This is a genomic window from Nocardia cerradoensis NBRC 101014, assembly GCF_000308535.1.
Classification (GTDB): Bacteria; Actinomycetota; Actinomycetes; order Mycobacteriales; family Mycobacteriaceae; genus Nocardia; species Nocardia cerradoensis.
On record NZ_BAFW01000290.1, the window covers coordinates 1 to 863 of the forward strand.

Annotated in this window: 2 protein-coding genes; both read right to left on the reverse strand. The window is 71.6% G+C overall.

Features of this window, described 5'->3' with window-relative positions:
* Positions 1-53 precede the first annotated feature (53 nt).
* Complete coding sequence (locus ON23_RS27980; RefSeq protein ID WP_157170298.1) at positions 54-560, reverse strand: DUF3558 family protein; 507 nt, start codon at positions 558-560, stop codon at positions 54-56.
* 5 nt (positions 561-565) lie between these two features.
* Positions 566-863: DUF3558 family protein (locus ON23_RS27985; protein ID WP_039781892.1), on the reverse strand; the 298-nt coding region annotated here is incomplete at its 5' end.

The window sequence follows — 863 nt, forward strand, 5'->3', positions numbered from 1 at the left end:
TGGAGGTCGCGGGCAGTAGTGCCGAACCGTTCCCGGGAAGTGAGGGCCGCGGATCATCCGTCGAGTTTGACGGTGGCCTTCTCGGCGTTCATCGCCGCCGCACACGGATCCGGGGTGGCGAGGCGGGAGCGGTTCTGCACCCAGTAGGTGACGGTCCCGGAATCGGCGGCCGATACCCCACAACTGCCCGGATCGCGCGGATCGTGCCAGATCAGGCCGCCGAAATCGGCGACGACCAGATGGTCGGTGCGATAGCCGAGGGCGGCGGCCACCTGACCGTCGCGCAGCAACGAGTCCTGCGCGAACCAGGCGTAGGTGATATCGACGATGCCGCCGCCGGGGTAGTTGCCCTCCCAGGCGCAGATGGTCGGTCCGCCCTCGCGGTGAACGGCGGTGGCGTGCACCAGATTCGCGATCTCGGCATCGGTTTCCGGACCGCAGCCCTGCAGGAGTTCGTCCTCGGCCCGCACCGGCCGCTGTGCGGGCGTCGGGTCCGAGGAACATCCGGCCGCGGCGGCGATCAGGGCCACCGCGGCGACGAGACGGCGTGCTCGGCGCACCGACCTCACCCCGCCTTCGCCAGGGTCGCCGCGGCCAGCTGCCGCACGGCCGAACATGCTTGGGCCGCAGGCTGTTGCGGCTCGTCGGCGCGCCAATCGACGAAATCCGCGGCACCGGAATCGACGGCGGCCTCACACCACTGCGGAGTGGAGACGAGCCGGCCGGTGTGGTCGCCGACCCGCAGCGGCGACACCTGGGCCGCGGGATCGGTGGCGGTGTGCGCGGCGATCGGGCTGGCGCGGAACCATTCGAAGGTCACCGAGGTGCCCGCGGCCGCCTCCCAGCGGCAGCGCAGCGGATTG